16 protein-coding genes are annotated in these 17,901 nt (G+C 71.6%); 6 read left to right on the top strand and 10 right to left on the bottom strand.

Features of this window, described 5'->3' with window-relative positions:
* Nucleotides 1-6: 6 nt before the first annotated feature.
* From EJC51_RS40935 to EJC51_RS40950, 4 genes are all read right to left on the bottom strand, one after another.
* On the bottom strand, nt 7-1,359 hold the full coding sequence (locus EJC51_RS40935; protein ID WP_126275714.1) for a vWA domain-containing protein: 1,353 nt from the start codon (nt 1,357-1,359) through the stop codon (nt 7-9).
* Nucleotides 1,356-2,213 (bottom strand): AAA family ATPase, encoded by an 858-nt coding sequence (locus tag EJC51_RS40940; RefSeq protein ID WP_126275715.1) that lies wholly within the window; start codon nt 2,211-2,213, stop codon nt 1,356-1,358. Before EJC51_RS40940 ends, EJC51_RS40935 begins: the two co-directional genes overlap by 4 nt.
* Before the next feature lie 149 nt (nt 2,214-2,362).
* On the bottom strand, nt 2,363-3,673 hold the full coding sequence (locus EJC51_RS40945; protein WP_126275716.1) for an FtsX-like permease family protein: 1,311 nt from the start codon (nt 3,671-3,673) through the stop codon (nt 2,363-2,365).
* A 3-nt stretch (nt 3,674-3,676) separates the two neighbouring features.
* On the bottom strand, nt 3,677-4,462 hold the full coding sequence (locus tag EJC51_RS40950; RefSeq protein WP_166682956.1) for an ABC transporter ATP-binding protein: 786 nt from the start codon (nt 4,460-4,462) through the stop codon (nt 3,677-3,679).
* Nucleotides 4,463-4,630: 168 nt separating this feature from the next.
* Here EJC51_RS40950 and EJC51_RS40955 point away from each other — a divergent pair, with 168 nt between their 5' ends.
* From EJC51_RS40955 to EJC51_RS40975, 5 genes are all read left to right on the top strand, one after another.
* Complete coding sequence (locus EJC51_RS40955; RefSeq protein ID WP_126275718.1) at nt 4,631-5,311, top strand: ABC transporter permease; 681 nt, start codon at nt 4,631-4,633, stop codon at nt 5,309-5,311.
* Complete coding sequence (locus EJC51_RS40960) at nt 5,308-5,979, top strand: ABC transporter permease (protein ID WP_126275719.1); 672 nt, start codon at nt 5,308-5,310, stop codon at nt 5,977-5,979. Before EJC51_RS40955 ends, EJC51_RS40960 begins: the two co-directional genes overlap by 4 nt.
* Nucleotides 5,976-6,911, top strand: a complete 936-nt coding sequence (locus tag EJC51_RS40965) for an ABC transporter substrate-binding protein (protein ID WP_126275720.1) — start codon at nt 5,976-5,978, stop codon at nt 6,909-6,911. Before EJC51_RS40960 ends, EJC51_RS40965 begins: the two co-directional genes overlap by 4 nt.
* A gap of 30 nt (nt 6,912-6,941) precedes the next feature.
* The gene (locus tag EJC51_RS40970; RefSeq protein ID WP_126275721.1) at nt 6,942-7,511 is read left to right on the top strand and encodes a hypothetical protein; all 570 of its coding nucleotides are present in this window, start codon (nt 6,942-6,944) and stop codon (nt 7,509-7,511) included.
* An 83-nt stretch (nt 7,512-7,594) separates the two neighbouring features.
* Nucleotides 7,595-8,521 carry a hypothetical protein gene (locus EJC51_RS40975; RefSeq protein WP_126275722.1) on the top strand — a complete coding sequence of 309 codons (927 nt, stop codon included), beginning with the start codon at nt 7,595-7,597 and terminating at the stop codon, nt 8,519-8,521.
* A 36-nt stretch (nt 8,522-8,557) separates the two neighbouring features.
* Here the strand turns inward: EJC51_RS40975 and EJC51_RS40980 are convergent, their stop codons facing one another.
* The 3 genes from EJC51_RS40980 to EJC51_RS40990 all read right to left on the bottom strand — a co-directional run bounded on the left by EJC51_RS40980 (nt 8,558) and on the right by EJC51_RS40990 (nt 11,683).
* The gene (locus EJC51_RS40980) at nt 8,558-8,983 is read right to left on the bottom strand and encodes a DUF3224 domain-containing protein (protein ID WP_126275723.1); all 426 of its coding nucleotides are present in this window, start codon (nt 8,981-8,983) and stop codon (nt 8,558-8,560) included.
* 91 nt (nt 8,984-9,074) lie between these two features.
* On the bottom strand, nt 9,075-10,310 hold the full coding sequence (locus EJC51_RS40985; protein ID WP_126275724.1) for a glycosyltransferase: 1,236 nt from the start codon (nt 10,308-10,310) through the stop codon (nt 9,075-9,077).
* Nucleotides 10,311-10,528: 218 nt separating this feature from the next.
* Nucleotides 10,529-11,683 (bottom strand): ABC transporter ATP-binding protein, encoded by a 1,155-nt coding sequence (locus EJC51_RS40990; RefSeq protein WP_126275725.1) that lies wholly within the window; start codon nt 11,681-11,683, stop codon nt 10,529-10,531.
* Nucleotides 11,684-11,932: 249 nt separating this feature from the next.
* On the opposite strand from EJC51_RS40990, the gene EJC51_RS40995 reads away from it, so the two are divergent.
* Nucleotides 11,933-14,995, top strand: coding sequence for an alpha-L-rhamnosidase (locus tag EJC51_RS40995; RefSeq protein ID WP_126275726.1), 3,063 nt, complete (start codon nt 11,933-11,935; stop codon nt 14,993-14,995).
* Here the strand turns inward: EJC51_RS40995 and EJC51_RS41000 are convergent.
* Genes EJC51_RS41000 through EJC51_RS41010 form a run of 3 tightly spaced genes read right to left on the bottom strand, consistent with a single transcriptional unit; the run spans nt 14,968 to nt 17,848 of the window.
* The gene (locus EJC51_RS41000) at nt 14,968-15,624 is read right to left on the bottom strand and encodes a LutC/YkgG family protein (protein WP_126275727.1); all 657 of its coding nucleotides are present in this window, start codon (nt 15,622-15,624) and stop codon (nt 14,968-14,970) included. The genes EJC51_RS40995 and EJC51_RS41000 overlap by 28 nt on opposite strands.
* Nucleotides 15,621-17,096, bottom strand: a complete 1,476-nt coding sequence (locus EJC51_RS41005; RefSeq protein WP_126275728.1) for a LutB/LldF family L-lactate oxidation iron-sulfur protein — start codon at nt 17,094-17,096, stop codon at nt 15,621-15,623. Before EJC51_RS41005 ends, EJC51_RS41000 begins: the two co-directional genes overlap by 4 nt.
* Nucleotides 17,093-17,848 carry a (Fe-S)-binding protein gene (locus EJC51_RS41010; protein ID WP_126275729.1) on the bottom strand — a complete coding sequence of 252 codons (756 nt, stop codon included), beginning with the start codon at nt 17,846-17,848 and terminating at the stop codon, nt 17,093-17,095. Before EJC51_RS41010 ends, EJC51_RS41005 begins: the two co-directional genes overlap by 4 nt.
* Between the last annotated feature and the right edge of the window lie 53 nt (nt 17,849-17,901).

The following is a 17,901-nucleotide window of genomic DNA, read 5'->3' on the forward strand; positions in this document are numbered from 1 at the left end:
TGCCGGCTAGATCGGCAGCAGTCGTCCGACCAGCGCGCCCAACTGCCGTACGTTGCGGCACTCGTGCATCTCCACCAGCTCGGCGTACTCGGGCGCCGCGGAGTCGCCCGTGCCCCACTGGGAGCGCTGCTCGGGGTTCAACCAGTAGACTCGGCGGGCCCGTTCGGTGATGTGCCGGACGGCCGCCAGGTTCGGGTCGCTCATGTTCGTCCGGGCGTCACCGAGGACGAACACCGTCGTACGGGGCCCGACGGCGTCGCCGTGCCGCTCCGCGAACTCCCCGAGGGCGACGCCGTAGTCACTGCTGCCGTGCCAGCCGGTGAGCGTCGCCTCCGCCTGGATACGGGCGCCGAGTCCCGCCGCGTCGGCCGCGCCGTGTTCCAGGAGCCCCGTCACCTCGTCGATGCGGTTGACGAAGGCGAACACCCGCACCTTGCTGAACTGGTCGTGCAGCGCCTGCACCAGCAGCATCGTGAAGTCGGAGAACCCGGACACCGAGCCCGAGACATCGCACAGCAGCACCAGTTCGGGCCGGGCCGGCCGGCGCCGGCGCAGTACCGGCCGCATCGGCACCCCACCCGTGGACAGCGAGCCGCGCAGGGTCCGCCGCAGATCGATGCTGCCCCGGGCGGCCCGACGCCGGCGGGCGGCGAGACGCGTCGCCAGCTTCCGGGCGAGCGGCTGAACCGTCCGGCGCAGCTCGGCCAGCCGGTCCTTCCCGGCGAACAGGAAGTCGACCCGGTCCGCCGTCGGCGCCACCGCGCGGCGGGCGATCTGGTCCCGGTCGCGCCGCTCGGCGACCCGCCGCCGCGCCTCCGTCGCCACCAGCCCCCGGAACGCCTCGATCCGGCGCCGGATCTCGTCGTCGAGCAGCCGGTCCGCGAACCCCGAACTCCCGTTCTGTGCCCGGACGTCGGCCCGGACCCGCGCGAGCAGCGTCTGCGGGCGGACCCGGTCGAGGGTCTGGTACGACGACCAGCCGTCCGAGCCGGGGGAGGAGCCGTAGCCGCCGAAGCCGTCGACGGCCTCGGCCGCGAGCCGTGCCAGCAGCGCCTCGTCGTCCGCCGCGAGCGCTGCCGCGAGCCGGTCACGCAGGTCGTCCCGGTCCGCCGTCCCGGGCTCCGGCGCGCCGACACCGCGCGGGAAGTACAGGTCGAAGACCGGGTCGAACACCGGCCGTTGGGCGGTGCCGTGCAGCAGCGTCGCGGCCAGCCCCTCGCGCAGCAGCTCCCGGTCCTCGAACCCGAGCGCCGCCATGGCCTGGGCCGCGTCCACGGTCTCGCCCGTCCCGACCCGGATGCCGTGGGCGCGCAGCGCGGCGACGAGCGAGGTGAGCCGCTCGGCGACGGGCGTGGTCACAGCGCGTCCAGGTCGAGCTTCGCGGCCGCCTTCAGGACGTCGTCCTGATGCTTGAGCAGGACGCCCAGGGTGTCCCGTACGACGGTCTCGTCCAACGCGTCGGCGCCGAGCGCGAGCAGGGTGCGCGCCCAGTCGATGGTCTCCGCGACCGACGGCACCTTGCGCAGGTCCATCGCGCGCAGCGCACCGACCACGCGGACCACCGACTCGGCCAGCGCCGCGTCCAGGCCGGGCACCTTCAGCCGGACGATCCGGCGCTCCAACTCCTCCTCGGGGAAGCCGATGTGGAGGAACAGACAACGGCGGCGCAGCGCCTCGGACAGCTCACGGCTCGCGTTGGAGGTGAGCACGACGAAGGGGCGCCGGGTGGCGGTGATCGTGCCCAGTTCGGGCACCGTCACCTGGAAGTCGCTGAGCACCTCCAGGAGCAGGCCCTCCACCTCGACGTCCGCCTTGTCGGTCTCGTCGATCAGCAGGACCTTCGGCTCGTCGCCCCGGATCGCCGTCAGCAGCGGGCGGGTGAGCAGGAACTCCTCGCTGAAGATGTCGGTGCGGGTCTCGTCCCAGGTCTCGTCGCGGCCCGCGCTGATGCGCAGCAGCTGCTTGGCGTGGTTCCACTCGTACAGCGCCCGGGACTCGTCGACGCCCTCGTAGCACTGCAACCGCACCAGCTCGGCCCCCGCGATCTCGGCGACGGCCTTGGCGAGCTCGGTCTTGCCGACCCCGGCGGGGCCCTCGACCAGGAGCGGCTTGCCGAGGCGGTCCGCGAGGAAGACGGTGGTGGCGACCGCGGGCGAGGCGAGGTAGCCGGTCTCGGCGAGGCGTGCGGAGACGTCGTCGACGGAAGTGAACAACGGGGCCTCCTGGGCGGTGGCGAGGTTCCTGGACCATGCGGTGGTCCACCTATCTAAGCGCTTGTTCACCGCTCCTGTCACCCGGTGTCCCGAGGCGCAGAAGGAGGGGCGGCCACCGAAGCAGCCGCCCCTCCTCGCCCGCACACCGCTCACGCCGCCAGCGCCACGGCCTCCGTCGCCGGTGTGCGCAGCACCTTCCGGGCCGTCGCCAGGCCCGTCCCCACCGTCACCGCCGCCGCGACGGACACGACCGCGAGCCAGATGCCGACGACCTGCCCCGGCAGCACCCCGTCGCTGCGGACCATGGTGAACGGGACGATCCCCGCCAGCGCCGCGACCGTGCCGAAGAAGACCCCCGCGACCGTGAGGACCAGCCCCTCGGCGCCCACCATGCCGAGCACCTGACCGGGCGTCGCACCCGCCAGCCGCTGCTGGCCGAACTCCCGGCTGCGGTACGTGGTCGCCGCGTACAGCGAGTTGACCAGCATCACGCAGACGAAGACCACGATGATCCCGACGACCGTGAAGTTCAGCGTCTCCAGGTTCTTCGCGTCCACCGACTTCACCAGCCCGGAGGCCGCGACCTCGTCGCTCTCCACGGCCTGCACGGTGAGCGTGGTCGTGGCCACCGCCGTGAACAGGATCAGCGACATCAGGATCCCGGCGAGCTCCCCGGCCCGCTCCCGCAGATTGCGCACCGCGAGCCAGCCGCTCGCCCCGGACAGCGCCAGCCGGTCCAGCAGCCCCTTCAGCAGCCGCGGCGACAGCAGCGCGAAGCCCACCGACAGCAGGATCGCCCCGTACGCGGGCGGCGCCATGAGCGCCTCGTCCGTCGCCTTCATGAGGAAGGTGCTGCACACCGCCAGGGTGCCGGTCGCCAGTGCGGCGTACGCGAGGACCGTCCGCGCCCCGCCCCGTCGCCGCTGCCCCCGCGTCGCCCGCCGCACGGCGAGGAACGCGGCGCCCACCGCCGCGACCAGGGTGATATCGACGCCCGTCAGCAGCGCGATCGGGCCGAACGAGTAGTCCACCGACTCCGCCACCTGCCCGCTGTCCTGGAACACCTCCAGCAGCGCCCGCCCGCCGAGCATCGCGGGTCCGATCGCCAGCGCCGCGCCCACCAGGGCGACGGCCAGTGCCTCACCGACGACCATCCGCTTCAGCTGCGCCGGAGTCGCCCCCGAGCAGCGCAGCAGCTCCAGCTCGGCGGCCCGCTGACGGACGTTCACCGTCAGCGTGGAGGCGACGGCGAAGAACACCAGCAGCGAGCCGTAACCGCCCACCACGCTCGCCGCGGTCGTCAGCGTGTTCGAGCTCACCGAGTCGACGCCGCTCCCGGCCGCCGTGTCGTGCATCGAGTTGAACGTCATGATGATCGCCGCGCCGAGGAAGGCGGACAGCAGCGTCGCGAGGAACCGTCCGGGCCGTCGCCGGATCGACCGCAGGGCCAGTACGAACATCGCTCACACCCCCGCCGTCACGTCGTCGCCCAGGTGCGCGAGACGTTCGGCGACCGCGTCCGCGGTCGGCGCGTGCAGTTGACCGGCCAGCCGGCCGTCCGCGAGGAACAGCACCGAGTCGGCGTAACTGGCCGCGACCGGGTCGTGCGTCACCATCACCACGGTCCGCCCGTGCACCCGTACCGCCTCCTGGAGCAGCCGCAGCACCGTGCGCGCACTGCGCGTGTCCAGAGCGCCCGTCGGCTCGTCGGCGAAGATCACCCGGGGTTCGCAGACCAGCGCCCGGGCGATCGCGACCCGCTGCCGCTGACCGCCGGACAGCTGGTCGGGGCGGTGGCCCAGCCGGTCGCCGAGCCCGACCTGGGTCAGGATCTCCCGGGCCCGCCCGCGGTCGAAGCGCCGCCCGGCCAGCTTCAGCGGCAGCACCGTGTTCTGCGCGACGGTCAACGTGTCCAACAGGTTGTACTGCTGGAACACGAAGCCGACCCGCCCGCGCCGGAACTTCGTCAGCTCCGCCTCCGTGCCGCCGGTCAGCTCGGTGCCGTCCACGACCACGATGCCGTGATCGGGCCGGTCGAGTCCGGCCGCGCACTGGAGCAGCGTGGACTTCCCCGATCCCGACGGCCCCATCACCGCGGTGAAGGTGCCCCGGGCCAGCCCGAGCGTGACCCCGTCCAGGGCGGTCACGGCGCTGTCGTCGCTGCCGTAGGTCTTGCTGACCTTCACCAGCCGCAGCGCCTCGGCGGCGGGTCCCGTGTCGTGCCTGCGTCGCGAGCCTGTGCGAAACATCGTCATCACCTCTCGGTCGGACACCCCGTGTGCCCCGCCAACGAAGCTACGGAGACGAAGGCCAGGCCACACGGGGCGCAGAACCCGTATCCGAGGGTGTACTCAGCACCACCCCGTACGGGTCACCACAACGCGCCGACCCCTGGCCCGGCCCGGTCCAATGGCCCCATGACCGCGCCCCCGGACGACTGCCTCGCGCGCAACGAGTGGATCTGCGGCGAGTATCTGAGCACCCGCCGCCAGATCCTCATGGACGCCGTCGTCCAGCACCTCCAACTGACCGCGGTCTCGGTGCTCATCGGCCTCGTCATCGCCCTGCCGCTCGCCGTCCTGGCGCGCCGCTGGGGCTGGGCGGCCGGACCCGTCCTCGCCGTCACGACGATCCTCTACACGATCCCGTCCCTGGCGATGTTCTCCCTGCTCCTGCCCGTGTACGGGCTCTCCGCGAGCCTGGTCGTCGCGGGCCTCGTCCTCTACTCGCTCACCCTGCTGGTCCGGAACATCCTGGCCGGCCTGCGGGCCGTTCCCGAGGAGACCCGGCAGGCCGCGCGGGGCATGGGCTACGGTCCGATCCGCCTCCTGCTCACCGTGGAACTCCCCCTCGCCCTGCCCGCCGCGATGGCCGGACTCCGCATCGCCATGGTGTCCGCGGTGTCGCTGGTGACGGTCGGCGCGATCGTCGGCCACGGCGGACTCGGCAACCTCATCTACGCCGGTATGAACACCTACTTCAAGGCCCAGGTCCTGACCGCCTCCGTCCTGTGCGTCGTCATCGCGATCCTCGCCGACGTCCTGCTCCTCGGCGTGCAGCGCCTGCTCACCCCCTGGACGAGGGCGACGCGCGGATGACGACCCTCACCGACGCCTGGGACTGGCTCACCGACTCCGCGCACTGGGCGGGCGACGACGGCATCTGGCACCGGCTGCTGCAACACCTCGTCCTCACGGTCGTCTGCCTGGTGATCAGCTGTCTGATCGCCCTGCCGATCGCCCTGGTGCTGGGCCACCTCGGCAAGGGCGGCGCGCTCGCGGTCAACATCTCCAACATCGGCCGCGCGGTCCCCACCTTCGCCGTGCTGGTCCTGCTGCTCCTGACCCCGATCGGCGACTGGGGAGAAGGCCCCACGGTCGTGGCGCTCGTCCTGTTCGCCCTGCCGCCGCTGCTGACCAACGCGTACGTCGGCATGCGCGAGGTGGACCGGAGCGTCGTCCAGGCCGCGCGCGGCATGGGCATGACGGGGCGGCAGACGATGGTCCAGGTGGAACTGCCCCTGGCGCTCCCGATGATCCTCAACGGGGTCCGGATCGCCGCCGTCCAGCTCGTCGCGACCGCCACGATCGCCGCGTTGGCGGGCGGGGGAGGACTGGGCCGGATCATCACGGCCGGCTTCAACCTCGCCAGTACGCCGCAGGTGGTGGCCGGCGCGGTGCTGGTCGCCGCGTTCGCGCTGATCGTCGAGGGCGTCTTCGAGATCGCGGAACGGCTCGCGCCGCACTGGGCGAGGGGCAGCCGATGAGGCGGCTGTGGGCAGTACTGGTCGCGCTGCTCCTGGCGGGCTGTTCCACCGGCCCGTCCCTGGAGAACCAGGACGCCGTCACCGCCGCACCCGGCGACAGTCACCATCTGACCATCGGCTCCGCCGGGTTCACCGAGAGCGACCTGCTCGCCCAGATGTACGCCCTGCTGCTGGACCAGGCCGGCTACCGGACGTCCCTGCTGACCGTCGCCAACCGCGAACTGTACGAACCCGCCCTGGAGTCCGGCCAGATCGACGTCGTCCCCGAATACGCGGCCACCTTCGCCGACTGGCTCAACGCCAAGACCAACGGCGCCGACGCGGCCCCGGTCGGCTCACCGGACCTCGACGCCACGATGACCGCCCTGCGCCGGCTGGCCACGCCCCGCGGTCTGACGGTCCTCGACCCCGGCAGGGCCGTGGACCAGAACGCCTTCGCGGTGAGCGCGGCGTACGCCCGCGAGCACGACCTGAAGACCCTGAGCGACCTCGGCGCCTCGGGACTGAAGGTGCGGCTGGCCGCGGGCGACGAGTGCGTCCAACGGCCGTACTGCGAACCGGGGTTGAAGAAGACCTACGGCATCGACATCACCGGCGTCGACCCGAAGGGGGTCGGCACCACGCAGGCCAAGCGGGCCGTGCAGAGCGGCCACGACCAGATGGTGCTGACCACCACGACCGACGCCACGCTGGGCGACTTCGGGCTGGTGCTGCTGGCCGACGACAAGCATCTCCAGAACGCCGACTACGTGGTGCCGGTCGTCAACCGCGCCCGCGCCGGCAGCGAGGGCGTCACCAAGGCGCTGGGCGGACTGAACGACGTCCTGACGACGGCCGACCTCGCGTCGATGAACCAACAGGTCGACAGCTGGCGGCGGTTGGCCCGGGACGTGGCGCGGGCCTATCTGGAGGACAAAGGGCTGCTGAAGTGAAGTGTCAGTGGGGCGTCGTAGATTGCCGCCATGGGTGTCTATCTGGTGGATGTCGGCGCGGCGGACTGGCGCGCCGAGTACGAGGGCGGGTACGGCGAGATCGCCTCCGCCCTCGACGAGAAGCTGACCGCGCGAGGCCTGCCGGCGTACGAGGTTCCGGCGGCATGGAGGGGGCTGGAGTTCGGGGAGAAGCTCAGCCCCTCCATGGACGGCTTCGTCGAGCTGTGCCGCGCGCATCTGACCCGCGACGAGGAGGAGACGCTCTGCGGCTGGTCGGTGCTGGTGCCGGTCCCGCTCGACGAGACGGTCGAACTGCCCGTGGGTTCCGCCTACACCGATATGACCGTGGTCGCGGGAGCGCCCCAAGTCCTCGCCCTCGCCCAGCGGTTGGCGGCGGCGATCGGGCTGCCGCCGATGCCGCCCGTCTCGCGCGCGAACCTCGACCTGACCAACTGGTTCCTCGACGGGCAGGCCGAGGAGACCGCCGCCGCCCGCCCCGGCCCCTGGGCCGAGGACCTGGACGCCGCCTTCTACGTCGCCCTCTACCTCCGCGCCGCCCAGCACTCCCTGCGCCGCGGCTGCCCGATCGTCTTCAGCTGACGTGACGGGTCCGTGACGTCGGTGACCGTACTGGTGCGGCGGCGGGCCTTCCCGACGCCCGCCCGGGCGGGTACACCGAGTCCATGGGGGACAACGGGGGATACCGTCACCCGTGGTGGCGGGGAACGCGTACATCGGTCGTCCGGGCGGACAGCGAGCTGCGGCCCGAGGGACTCATGGATGTGGTGCCGGTCGGACTGGACCGGGCCTATGTGCAGTTCGGTGATCTCTATCCCGAACAGCAGCTTCAGCTTCAACTGCTCTACGGCGCCTCGCAGAGCGCCTTCGAGCCGCACACGAGAGTGTCGGCTCGCGTCACCGTGCTGCGGGTGCTCGGCAACGCGCTGAGCGACCCACGGCTCGGCGACGCCAAGCCCAACGAGCACCTCACCGAGTATCTCGACCAGGAGATCGCCGACCTGCGGGGCCGACTGGCGCAGGACAGCGCGACGGCCGTCAGCCGGGGCCTGAACATCGGCCTCGGCCTGGGCTCCGCCGCGAGCCTCGTGCTGCTCGCGGTGCCGCTGCTGGGCGGCGTCGGTCTGCTCGGCGCGCTCGACGTCACCCTCAACTGCACCAATCGCTGGAGCCTGTTGGGTGCCGTGGTGTGCGGTGGGGTCGGCGCGTTCGGCGCGGTGCTCAGTGTGCTGGTACGGCTGCGGGGCAGCGCGGACCAGTTGGCGCGGCGGCAGACGGACGGCCGGGAGGGCGTGGCCGTCCCGGGGCAGATGGCCCGCAGCATGCGGCACGAGGGCCTCTACCGGGTGTTCGTCGGCTGGGTGCTCGCCCTGGCCGTGTACTTCCTGTTCAGCGGCGGAATCGTGCCGATCTTCGAGGTGCCCGCCACGGCGGCCGACATCTGCCCGGCGCCCGGGAAGCCGGGGTCCCCGGTCAAGGGCACGGACTTCTGGGGCTTCTGGTGTGCCGTCGGTTTCGTGGCGGGCTTCAACGAACGGTGGGCGTTCGGCATCCTGGGGCGGGACGCGGCGCGGCGGCAGAGCAAGGGGTAGGTCGCAGAGGGCCGTTGGGATCGGGTCGGGCAAGGGCTAGGCGTCGGACGTCCGTTGAGCGTCCAGGTCGTACTCGAACCACACCCGGTGGGTGCCGTCCGCGTCGATCGCCATGCCGCCCGAACCGGTGATCCCGGCCAGCGCACCCGTGCCGCTGCCCGGGACGATCACGAAGAACTCGCTCTCTCGGTCCGTGCCCAGGGTCGTCGCCGAGTGGGCGAAGTTGAACGCGCCCGCTCGGCCGCCGAGCGAGCCCTCGAAGGACTCCATCGCGACATACGTACCGACCCCGGTGCCCTGGTCGTACGCGGCGGTGAACAGGGTCGCCGAGCGCCCCGCGACCTCACCCTCGTACGTCTTCTCCATCGTGGCGACCCCGACCGGCACCGCCGTCTCGATGCCCGGCGCCGGCACCGGGGCCGGTGTGAAGTCCGCGACCTTGAACGTTCCCGAAGCTCTCATGTCCCGAGCCTAGGACGGCCCACTGACAACGGCCCTTCGCGACAGCCTCGGGACACCACGGACGACCGCACCGGCCCGGTACCGGCGTCCCTCACGCCGGCACGGGCGGCCTCTCCCGGCCGATCTCCTCGATCAGCAGCTTCGCCGCGACCATCGCCCCGTCGGTGCGCATCCTGCCCGCCACGGCCTCGGCCCGCTCGCGGGTCTCCGGGGACAGCGCCGTCTCCAACGCGGCCGACAGGGACTCCAGAGTGGGCTTCGGACCGTCGTGCGCCACGCCGATGCCCAGTTCGGCCACCTGGGCCGCCCACAGCGGCTGGTCGGCGACCTGCGGCACGATCACCTGCGGAGCGCCCGCCCGCGCCGCCGTCGTGGTCGTCCCCGCGCCACCGTGATGGACGACGACGGCCACCCGGGGGAAGAGCAGCTGGTGGTTGACGTCACCGACGGCGAAGCAGTCGTCCTGGCCGTCCACCAGCGCCAGCTCGGCCCAGCCACGCCCCACCAGCACCCGGCGGCCCTGCGCGCGGACCGCCTCGATCGCCACCGGTCCGACATCGCTCGCGGCATGCATGGCCATGCTGCCGAACCCCACGTACACCGGCGGCGCACCGGCGGCGAGGAACGCCTCCAGGTCGGCCGGCAGCGGCCGGTCGTCCGGCCGGATCCACGCGCCGGTCGGCACGAGTTCGAGGTCCGTCATCTCCTGCCACGGGCCCAGCGCCGGGTCGGCCGCCAGCCACGGCCGCTCGGTGAGGACGTGGTCGCGGACGTTGTCCACCGGCGGCATCCCGAGGGCGGCCCGGTGGGTGTTCAGGGCCTCGCCGTACAGCGCGTTCACGCGCTCCGCGTCCAGGCGCCACAGCTCCTTGAGGTCGGTCACGCCCGGCGGGTTCGGCTTGCCCGGCCGCTTCAGCGGCGCGTACCGCGACGACGGCAGCCCGCACGGATGGAAACAGGCGAGCACGTAGGGGATGCCCAGATGCTCGGCCACCGACCGCGCCCCGGCCGGCATCAGGCCGGTCGCCAGCAGCGCGTCACACCCTTCGGCCGCCTTGGCGACCTCCCCGAAATGACCGGCGACCAACTCGGCCGCGACCTTGAACGCGAGATCGGGGGACGGCCCCCGCGCCCCCGTCACCAGCGCCCGCACCGACGAGCCGAACGACACCACCTCCGCCCCGGCACCGGTCAACAGCGCCGCGAGCTCCTCGTCCGGAGGCACACACGCCCGCACCTCCACATCGAGCTCCCGCAGCGCCGCCGTCAGCCCCGCAAGCGGTTCGACGTCCCCACGCGACCCGTACGACATCAGCAACACACGCACTTCGACACTCCCGTTTCCGCTGGTCCAGGCGGTCAGGCCGGAGATTCTGCGGCATGAGGGGGGCCTTGCGGCAAGCCCCCCAGTGCGCTATAGGTTGATAGTGGCGGGGAGTTGATGAACTCCCTGCCTTTCGTATGTCGGCCTGCTTTTCGTGTGTCGGCCTGCTTTTCGTGTGTCGGCCTGCCTTGCGTGTGCCGGCCGGGCCCGTCCGCTTCCGCCTACGCGTCCGCCACCGAATCGAACCGCACCTGATCCCGCGCCACTCCCAGCGCGTCCGCGTCCACCGACCGTCGCAGCGCCTCGTGCAGCTTCGCCGGGGTGAGGACGCCCAGGAAGCGCGCCCCGTCAAGGACCGCGACCCACCCGGCGTCGTGCTGGAGCATCACGCCGAAGGCCTGCTTGAGAGGCGCTCCGACCGGCACCCAGGCGTTCATCCGGTGCGCGTGGTCACCGACCGTCCCGTCCGCCGCGAGGTCGTCGGCGCCGACCCAGCCGTGCAGGGTGCCGCTGTCGTCGAGCACGACGGCCCAGCGCGCCCCCTCCGCCCCGAGCCGTCGCGCCGCCTCCCCGGTCGGCTCGTCCAGGCGGGCCAGCGGCGGCTGCTCCAGGTCGGCGGCCTCGATCTCGGTGACCGACAGCCGCTTCAGCCCACGGTCGGCGCCGACGAACTCGGCCACGTACGGCGTCGCCGGCGCCCCCAGCACCGCCCCGGGCGTGTCGAACTGCTCGATGCGGCCCTGCCCGTACACGGCGATACGGTCGCCCAGCCGCACCGCCTCCTCGATGTCGTGCGTGACCAGCAGCACCGTCTTGCGCACGGCGGCCTGCATCCGCAGGAACTCGTCCTGCAACTGCTCCCGCACCACGGGGTCGACGGCGCCGAACGGCTCGTCCATCAGCAGCACCGGCGGATCGGCGGCCAACGCCCGCGCCACGCCGACCCGTTGCCGCTGGCCGCCGGACAACTGGTCGGGGTAGCGCGGCCCGTACCGCTTGGGGTCGAGGCCCACCAGGTCGAGCAGTTCGGCGGCGCGCGCCCGCGCCTTCGTCCTCTTCCAGCCGACGAGCGCCGGCACGGTCGCCGTGTTGTCGAGGATCGTGCGGTGCGGGAAGAGCCCGACCTGCTGGATCACGTAGCCGATGCGGCGCCGCAGGCGTACCGGGTCGACCGTGGAGATGTCGTCGCCGTCGACGAAGATCCGGCCCGAGGTCGGCTCGATCAGCCGGTTGACCATCATCATGGTCGTCGTCTTCCCGCAGCCGGACGGGCCCACGAGCGTGACGAGTTCCCCTTCGGACACCTCGAAGCTGAGGTCGTCCACGGCCGTCGTACCGTCCGGATACCGCTTGCTGACCTGCTCGAACCGGATCATGACCTCACGCTAAGGGCGCGCGTCCGATCACGCCCTCCAGCAGGGTCCCACCGGTTGGTGAATTGGCGATTCCAGTTTTGAACGGTTTCAAAAATCGACTTCACGCCATGCATCGCAGCTGGGCGGTTCTGTTGGAATCTGGCAGGAACTCGCGACGCTGCGGCGGTAGACACCCGTCCCATCCGCCACTAACTTCAACCGCCGAGTGAGCTGAATCGATACAACTCCGAACGCCGAAGGGACAACGGCATGACAGACGGAGTCGACAGCACAAACGACAGCACAAACGGCAGGGCGGTGCGCCGCAGGACGGTGCTCACCACGGCGCTGGGTGCCGTACCGGTGGCCATGGCGGGCGGGACCGCCGGTGCGGGACCGGCCTCGGCGGCACCGGCCGGGGACCGCGACACCGTCGAGGGCCTCACCGTCGAGCACCGCACCGACCCGCTCGGCGTGGACGCCCCCCGGCCGAGATTCGGCTGGCGCACCGCCTCCGCCACTCGTGGCCGACGCCAGACGGCGTATCAGATCCTGGTGGCCTCCACCCCCGACCGCCTCACCGCCGGCCACGCGGACGTGTGGAACAGCGGCCGGGTCGCGTCCGCCGACTCGGTGGCGGTGCGCTACGCGGGACCCGAGCTGCGCCCTTCGACCCGCTACCACTGGACCGTGCGGGTCTGGGACGAGACCGGCCGCGCGCTCCCGGGCGCCCCGGCCGCCCACTTCGAGACCGGCCTCCTCGGCACCGACGGCGTCACCGGCTGGGACGGCGCCCGCTGGATCACCATGGCCGGCAAGGCCCCGAACAGCCCCGGCGCGCCCCTCCTCAGGCGACAGACGGAGCTGACCGGCCGCCGGGTGCGCGAGGCCCGCCTGTACGTGTCCGCGCTCGGCGTGTACGACGCCTACGTCAACGGCCGCCGGGTCGCGGTGCCGCACGGCACGTCATCGACCCACGAGCTGCTCACCCCCGGGTGGACGAACTACGACGCCCGCGTCAGCTACCTGACCTACGACGTCACGTCCCTCGTCGCGGGGGAGCGGCAGGTCACCCTCGCCGCCGTGCTGGGCAACGGCTGGTACAACAGCCGGGTCTCGGAGGCGAGTTCGTACTACTCGGCGGACGGCAACCGGCTCGCCCTCAAGGCCAAGCTGCTGATCCGGTACACCGACGGCTCGACCCAGACCGTGGTGACGGCTCCCGGCGCCGACTGGAAGGCCACGGACACCGGTCCCTACCGCGCCGACGACATCTACGACGGGCAGACCTACGACGCCCGCAAGGAACTGCCCGGCTGGACCGGGAACGGCTTCGACACGGCCGGTTGGGCCGGTGTGGAGGAGCACGGTTTCGCCGCCGAGTTCCCGGACTCGCGGCTCGTGGCCTACCCGGGCGAGAGCGCCCGGCTGATCCCGGAGTGGGACCGCACCCCGGAGTCGGTCACGGTGTACACCGGCGAGCACCGCAAGGCCGCCACCCTGCCCGTCACCCTCCGCCCGGGCGAGACGGCCGTCATCGACCTCGGCCAGAACATGGTCGGCGTCCCCCGCTACGCGCTGCGCGGCCCTGCGGGTGCTCAAGTCGCCTTCAAGCCCGGCGAGATGCTCAACGACGACAGCGCGGGTGCCGATGGCCCGGTCGGCTCCGTCTACCGCGCCAACCTCCGCTCGGCCAAGGCCACCAGCACCTACATCCTGAAGGGCGCCCCGGAGGGCGAGACCCACCAGGACTCCCTGACCTTCTACGGCTTCCGCTACGTGTCCGTCACCACGACCGACACCGTGACCCTGACCGGCTTCACCGGCCGGGTCGCCACCTCCGCCATCCGTGACATCGGCGCGGTCACCACGGACGACGCCGACGTCAACCAGCTGATCAGCAACGTCCGTTGGGGCCAGCGCGGCAACTACCTGTGGGTGCCGACCGACTGTCCCCAGCGCGACGAGCGGCTCGGCTGGACCGGCGACACCCAGCTGTTCTCCAACACGGGCCTCTACAACGCCGACGCGGTGAATTTCCTCAGCCACTTCGAGGAGAGTCTCATCGACTCGCAGCGCATCTACGGCCAGGACGGCGCCCAGTTCACCTGGGTCGCCCCCGGCAACCGCTACAACCACCCCGTCCCGGCGAGCGGTTGGGCGGACTGCGGAGTCGTCGTGCCGTGGACCGTGTGGCAGATGTCCGGCGACCCGACCGTCATCGACCGCAGTTGGCCGGCGATGACCAAGTACCTGGACTGGATCCAGCGGCGCACCGGCGACACCTACGCCGGACAGGGCGCCATCTTCGGCGACTGGCTGGCCTTCCAGAACACCGGCACCCAGCTGATGAGCGACGTCTACTACGGCTACAGCGCCCGCCTCATGGCCGACATGGCCCGCGCCACCGGCCGCACCGCCGAGGGCCGCGCCTACGACGAGCTCTTCGCCCGCATCAAACGGGCCTTCATCGCCAAGTACCTGAGCACCGAGAACGGCACCCTCACCGTCCGCTCCAGCCTCGGCGACCCGCCGCCCACCCCCGGCGACACCCCCACCAAGACCGAGGACAACACCCAGACCGCGCTGCTGTGGATCCTCAAACTCGGCTTCCACGACACCGAGGCCCAGCGCCGCCAACTGATCACCATGCTGGCGGAGAACATCGGCAACGACGCCGCCTACAAGGCCGCCCACCCCGACAGCACCCGGGTGAACTACCCGGAGAACACCCTCTCCGTCGGCTTCCTCGGCGTGAACGTGCTCGCGCCGGTGCTGACCGACGCCGGCCGCGCCGACCTCGCGTACCGGCTGCTGCACCAGGACGCGATGCCGTCCTGGCTGTTCTCGGTGAGGAACGGCGCCACCACGGTCTGGGAGCGCTGGAACTCGTACTCGACGAAGGACGGCTTCGGGCCGGTGGAGATGAACTCGTTCAACCACTACTCCTACGGCGCGATCATGGAGTGGATGTACGAGAGCATGGCCGGGATCGCCAAGGACCCCGCCCACCCGGGTTTCCGGCACTTCTTCCTCAGGCCGCATCTCGACCCGACCGGCAGGATCACCCGGGTCAAGGGCTCGCACCTCTCGCCGTACGGCGAGATCGTCAGCCAATGGTCGGTCCGGGGCGGGGAGTTGACCTACCGGGCCACGGTGCCCGCGAACAGCACCGCGACCCTGCTCATCCCCGCGTCCGACCCGGACACCGTCCGCGAGGGCCGCACCCCGCTGGCACGCGTCCGGGGTGTGCGGTTCCTGGACTTCGCGGACGGCACCGCCTCCTACCGACTTCCCTCCGGGCGCTACGAGTTGGCCTCAGCGCTGGGCTGAGCGCCGACCAGCACCACCTCCAGGGTGCGCGGACCGTGCACCCCCTCGACCCGGTCCAGTTCGATGTCGCTGGTCGCCGAAGGACCGGAGATCCACGTCAACGGGCGGACCGGGTCGAGGCGTTCGAGGGCCTGCGGCACCGAGCCGACGACCTGGTCCGGGACCCGGACGACACAGATGTGGTGGTCGGGCACGAGCGTGATCCGGCGGCGGCCCTGGTCCGGGCCGCCGTCCAGCACGATCGTGCCGGTCTCGGCGACGGCCACCGCGCAGGCCGTGACCACGCTGTCGATCCGGTCCAGTTCGTGCGGGGTGCTCTCCAGCCGGTCGGGGACCTGCTCGGCGTCGGCGTCCGCGAGCCACGCCGGGTCGAGTCCCGGCGGCACGAGCACCGTCTTCGCGCCGCGCGCGGCCAGCATCCCGGCGAGCGTCACCGCGAGGTCGTCCGGGGAGCAACGGTGCACGATCGCACGGTAGTCGGCGAGGTTCTCGGCGAGGAGATCGGTGGTCTCCTCGACGGAGCGATCACCATGCTCACGCAGATACGCGCGCTCGATCGGCGTGTCCTCGCCCGGGGCGTCGGCCAGCGCGCGCCGCACCCGGCCCAGAATCCGTTCCCTGCTGCTCACTTGGCACCGCCCTGAGTCCGCTGCCACCAGTCACGGAACGGCTCCGCGGGAACAGGTGGCAGGTCCCGTGTCTCGCTCCACGCCTTGCCGGGCCCCGGCAGCGGCAGACGGCGCGGATGCAGCCGACGGGTGCGGGAGGCGAGACGCTGGCCCGCGCGCACCGCGCCGGGACGCGCGAACGCCCAGCGGGCCGCCCGCATCGCCGCCCGCTCGGCGGCATGCCCCTTGGCCGGCTTGAGCACCACCTTGTTGCCCTCGCGGGTCACCTCGCCGCCCTGCACGACCCGCTCCCGCAGATGCACCAGCACCTCGGGGATGTCGATGGCGACCGGGCACACCTCGTAGCAGGCACCGCACAGCGACGACGCGTACGGCAGCGAGGCGTCGATCTCGCTTGCCGTGCCCCTCAGTTGGGGACTGAGGATGGCGCCGATCGGCCCCGGGTACACCGAGCCGTAGGCGTGGCCGCCGGCCCGCTCGTACACGGGGCAGACGTTCAGACAGGCCGAGCAGCGGATGCAGCGCAGGGCCTGGCGGCCGACCTCGTCGGCGAGGGTGTCGGTGCGGCCGTTGTCGAGCAGTACCAGGTGGAAGGTCTTCGGTCCGTCGCCGTCGGTGGTGCCGGTCCACGTCGACGTGTACGGGTTCATGCGCTCGGCGGTCGAGGAGCGGGGGAGGGTCTGGAGGAAGACCTCCAGGTCCCGCCAGGTCGGCACGATCTTCTCGATGCCGACCACCGAGATCAGCGTCTCGGGCAGGGTCAGGCACATCCGTCCGTTGCCCTCGGACTCCACGACCACCAGGGTGCCGGTCTCGGCGACCATGAAGTTGGCGCCGGAGACGCCGACCTTGGCACGCAGGAACTTCTCACGGAGGTGGAGGCGGGCGGCCTCGGCGAGTTCGGCGGGCGTGTCGGTCAGGCCCTCGGGGGCCGGGCGCCCCCACTCGCTCATCTCCTTCGCGAAGATGTCCCGGATCTCGCCCCGGTTGCGGTGGATGGCGGGAACGAGGATGTGCGAGGGCCGGTCCTTGCCCAACTGCACGATGAGTTCGGCGAGATCGGTCTCGTAGGCGTGGATGCCCGCCGCCTCCAGCGCCTCGTTGAGCCCGATCTCCTGTGTGGCCATCGACTTGACCTTCACGACCTCCGATTCGCCGGTGGCCTTGACCAGTTCGGTGACGATCCGGTTGGCCTCGTCGGCGTCGGCCGCCCAGTGGACGATGCCGCCCGCCGCCGTCACCGACTCCTCCAACTGGACGAGGTAGTCGTCGAGATGGCGCAGCGTGTGGTCCTTGATCCGCTTGCCCGCCTCGCGCAGCTCGGCCCAGTCGGAGACCTCGGCGACGGCCTTCTCGCGCTTGGCGCGGATGGTGTGCGTGGCATGCCGCAGATTGCCGCGCAGGGTCGGGTTGTTGACGGCTTCGTGCGCGGCCTTCGGAAAGGCCGGCATTCCTACGAACGTGCCGCTCATGCCGCCGGCTCCTCCTCGGTGCTCGCCAGGATCTCCGCGATGTGCACCGGCCGCATCTCGGTGCTCAGCCGGGCCATCGTCCCGCCGATGTGCATCAGACAGGAGTTGTCGGCCGCGCACAGCACCTCGGCGCCGGTCGACTCGGCGTTGCGCACCTTGTCCGCGCCCATCGCCGCCGAGACGTCGGCGTTCTTCAGGGAGAAGGTGCCACCGAAACCACAGCACTCCTCCGCCCCCGGCAGCTCCACCAACTCCAGCCCCTTCACGGCCTGGAGCAGCCGCCGGGGCCGGTCGCCGAGCCCCAGCCCGCGCAGTCCGTGACAGGTCGGGTGGTAGGTCACCTTGTGCGGGTAGCAGGCGCCCACGTCGGTCACCCCCAGCACGTCCACCAGGAACTCGGTCAGCTCGTAGGTCTTCGGCACCACGGGCGCCAGCGCGGTCGCGAGCCCGTCCCCGCGCCCCTCCGCCCGCGCCCGCTCACCCAGCCGCGGATACAGCTCCCGCACCATCGCCCCGCACGAACCGGACGGCGTCACGATCGCCTCGTACTCCCCGAAGACATCGGAGAAATGCCGGGCCATCGGCTCCGTCTCATGCCGGTATCCGGTGTTGTAGTGGGCCTGCCCGCAGCAGGTCTGGGCCATCGGGAAGTCGACCTCGACGCCCAGCCTGGTCAGCAGTTTCACCACGGCGCGCCCGGTGTCCGGATAGAGCGTGTCGTTGACGCAGGTCAGGAACAGGGCGACACGCATCGCGGCTCCTTGTGATCGATCATCGGATGAGTGCAGGGTAATGCGGACGCGCG

The sequence above is a fragment of the Streptomyces aquilus genome, assembly GCF_003955715.1.
GTDB classification, from domain to species: Bacteria; Actinomycetota; Actinomycetes; order Streptomycetales; family Streptomycetaceae; genus Streptomyces; species Streptomyces aquilus.